The organism is Novosphingobium sp. TCA1, assembly GCF_009811895.1.
Taxonomy (GTDB): Bacteria; Pseudomonadota; Alphaproteobacteria; order Sphingomonadales; family Sphingomonadaceae; genus Novosphingobium; species Novosphingobium panipatense_A.
Genome location: NZ_BLJH01000093.1, coordinates 1 through 3276, shown reverse-complemented (window position 1 = coordinate 3276; position 3276 = coordinate 1). Strand labels below are relative to the sequence as shown.

The window sequence follows — 3276 nt, the reverse complement described above, 5'->3', positions numbered from 1 at the left end:
ACGATCCTTACCCTCGTGTTCCTCCCGGCGCTCTACGAACTCGTGTTCGACCGCGCGGGCAAGCGAGACACCACGCCGGAGACCCCGATGCACGACACCTCCCCCGAGGGCGCGAAGGCATGAGCCGCGTCCTGTTCCTCGCCACTGCCGCCATGCTTTCCTCGACGCCCGCCCATGCGACGGACCTTGTCGACGCCTGGCGCGCCGCAGCCCTGCACGACCCCGACCACCAGAGCGCCGAGGCCGAGCGCGATGCAGGGCAGGAAGCCGCCGTGCAGGCCCGCGCCCTCAAGCGACCGAGCGTGCAGGTCCAGGCCGGCTACCAGTACAACATGACCGAAACCAACGCCCAGCTGCCCGAAGACCTCACGCCGGTGTTCACCGGCCAGCGCAGCTCGGGACGCGCCTCGGTGGCGGTGCAGGCCGTCCAGCCGATCTACGACGCCGCCAAGGGTGCCCAGTCAACCCAGCTGCGCGAGAAGGCCGCGATCGCCGACGTCCAGTTCGAAGGCGAGCAGCAGGCGCTCATCCTGCGCGTGGCGGACGCCTACTTCTCGGTGCTTTCGGGCGAGGACAAGCTGACCTCCTACACCCGGCAGGTCGAGGCGGCGGAACAGCAGCGCAAGGGCGCGCAGGCCCGCTTCGACGCCGGACGCGCGCGGATCACCGACGTGCGCGAGGCGGAAGCCCAGCGCGACGCGGCGGAAGCGCAGCGGATCGGCGCCGAAGCGGAACTGGCCTATGCCCGCGCCGCCTTCTCCGAACTGACCGGCCTCGGCGCCGAGGGGCTCGAACGTCCCGCCGCCGACTTCGTCGCGCCGGTGCCGACCGGTTCGCTGCAGGACATCCAGGAACGCGCCGAGACCCGCGCGCCCGCCGTCAGGGCCGCCGAGCACAGCGCGCGCGCCGCCGGGGCGGAAATCGACCGCTACGGCCTGTCGGGCCGGCCGGTGATCGAGGGTGTCGCAGGCTACCAGGGACAATTCCGGATGGGCGGCGACGGCGGCAACGGCATCGTGCCCGACCGCATCCAGACCGCTTCCGCAGGCGTGCGCCTGACCGTCCCGCTCTATGCAGGCGGTGGCATCCAGTCGAAGGAACGCGAGGCGCAGGCGAACGCGACCAAGGCCTTGCGCGATCTCGACGCCGCGCGCCGCGATGCCCGCCTTCAGGCGCAGCAGGCGTGGCAGGCTGCCTCGACCGGCGCGCGCAGGGTCGCCGCGCTCAACACCGCGCTCAGGTCCGCCGACCTGCAGCAGAGCGCCGCTGCGACCGGGCGCGACGTCGGCATCCGCACCCAGAACGACGTGCTCAACGCACAGAGCCAGAGCTTCGCCACCGACCGCGACCGCGCGCAGGCCGTCTACGACTATATCCTGGCCCGGCTGAAGCTGGCAGCGTCCACCGGCGATCTGGGATTCGAGGAACTCGACGAGGCCGATCGCCTTATGACTTCGATCCGGCCAGAAACGCGGCCGTGACCGACCCGATTGCCTGACCGATAGGAAGCAGGCGGACATGCCAAATGCCCGCTGGCGAGTGCGGGCGGTTGCGCCGGGGATTGAAGGCATCCGAAGGGGTATCCGGGCCGACGTGGAAGGCGCCTTTTTTTTGGGGGGGGCGCCGAAGCGAGTGTTCACGGGCCTGATCGGCGCCATCCTCATGGAGCAGAGTGACGAATGGGCTGTCCAGCACGCCCCCTATATGACGCTTGAAACTATGGCTCCCGTCAGCGACAATCCCATCGCCATGCTCTCGGCTGTACCTAGCGCATCACCGGTTCATCCCGATGCCGAAATGGACGGTGGTGACGGAAATCTACACCACGCCGTAGGGCACGATCACCGGACTTTGCCAGCCTGATCTATGGCGGGCTTTGCACGCCGGTTCCCGCCGATGCGCCGCCTACGTTCATTGTCGTGGCGGCGGACGACGAGTAAATGGCGAACTCCTGTGCAATTCTATAAAGCTTGGCGGGAGGCAGTAGCGTCGGCCGAGCTTCACATCTATGAGCGCTTTCGCACGGGGTCTATCTGAACCCGAAGGGGACCACTAGCGCCCACTAGTGCGACGAACTAATCTAGTGGATGCAGTCTCGCGGTTTGACGGCGCGAGCCGACCAATAACCGAACGCGGGATGACCTTGGGGTGCGTATCCGCCAATGTCAGGTTTCGGCGAAACGCGTCATTCACGGTCGCGCTCGGGAACGACCGTGAAGTCCCAAATTACGTCAGGATCGGGCTGTTTGATCCGCTCGAGGCAGGCACCGGGCCGCTAACGGAATTCTGATCTCGTGCTCGCTCTCCTACGCTCATTCGCGAATTCCCCGGGCCGCCGATCTATCAGGAAGAATGCCTAGGCCTTGCGCCTGCGCAATGACTCGTCTCACGCCCTCAGGTGACCATTGCATCCCCCCTCGCGGCGTTGGCTCTCGCAAATCCTTACTTAACCAAGCCGCAATGCCGCGCAGCGTCGCGTCTGGCTCGCTCCTGAGCTTGTCCGCAACGAGTAGGGCAACGCGACTATCATTCGAAAGGCGCGGCGCCGTCTCAAGGATCACAGGATTTGCATAGCCTGCATCAACAAGCGTTCGGCACGCCTTCACCAGCGTGCGTTCAGAAAACGAACGCACCGGGGGCTTGATCGACCGAATGTGCCGCAACACCACCGCCCAGGGCAACTGCGGGCGCAGGCGCTCAACGAGCGGCAGCCAACCCCGCCGCCCATCGATCAGATCGTGGAGATGCTTTTCTCTCAGGGTGTGACGCAAGGCATCGATTGCTGACGGATCCCGGGCGCGCATTTTCGGATTTCCCGGCTTAGCGCCGCGGGCAACTGCCGCTTTGAGGCCAGCGCGCGTACGCTCCCTAATAAGCGCGCGTTCGAACTCTGCAAAGGCGCCCAGCATCTGTGTCATCAGCATGCCTTGCGGGCTGCTGGTGTCGATCGGATCGTTGATCGAGCGAAAATACGCCCCCTTCGCACGAAGCCCTTCAACCATTTCGAGCAAATGCGACAACGATCGTGCGAGGCGATCAATCCGCACAACCACAAGGGTGTCCCCCTGCCCTACCGCTGCGAGCGCGCTGGCTAGTTTAGGTCGGCTCCGGCTGCCACCGCTGGCCCGGTCCTCAAATATGGTTGCGCAGCCCACGCGCTGAAGCTCACCGAGCTGCGCAGACGTGTCCTGTTCGTCCGTCGATACGCGGGCGTAGCCAATAAGGGGCATCTGTCACAATCCATCTAACGAGGTCAACCGTTCGGTTGCCCCCGTA

3 protein-coding genes are annotated in these 3276 nt (G+C 65.8%); 2 read left to right on the top strand and 1 reads right to left on the bottom strand.

The window, feature by feature from the left end:
- Nucleotides 1–119: 119 nt before the first annotated feature.
- On the top strand, nt 120–1481 hold the full coding sequence (locus NTCA1_RS28070; protein ID WP_133085126.1) for a TolC family outer membrane protein: 1362 nt from the start codon (nt 120–122) through the stop codon (nt 1479–1481).
- Nucleotides 1482–1518: 37 nt separating this feature from the next.
- Complete coding sequence (locus NTCA1_RS28065; protein ID WP_133085125.1) at nt 1519–1863, top strand: hypothetical protein; 345 nt, start codon at nt 1519–1521, stop codon at nt 1861–1863.
- 449 nt (nt 1864–2312) lie between these two features.
- Here the strand turns inward: NTCA1_RS28065 and NTCA1_RS28060 are convergent, their stop codons facing one another.
- Complete coding sequence (locus tag NTCA1_RS28060; protein WP_133085124.1) at nt 2313–3230, bottom strand: recombinase family protein; 918 nt, start codon at nt 3228–3230, stop codon at nt 2313–2315.
- Nucleotides 3231–3276: the final 46 nt, after the last annotated feature.

Excerpts from the sequence above, each read along its gene's own strand:
- NTCA1_RS28070 (WP_133085126.1), top strand. The coding sequence starts at position 120 with ATGAGCCGCGTCCTGTTCCTCGCCACTGCCGCCATGCTTTCCTCGACG.
- NTCA1_RS28060 (WP_133085124.1), bottom strand. The coding sequence starts at position 3,230 with ATGCCCCTTATTGGCTACGCCCGCGTATCGACGGACGAACAGGACACG.
- NTCA1_RS28065 (WP_133085125.1), top strand. The coding sequence starts at position 1,519 with ATGCCAAATGCCCGCTGGCGAGTGCGGGCGGTTGCGCCGGGGATTGAA.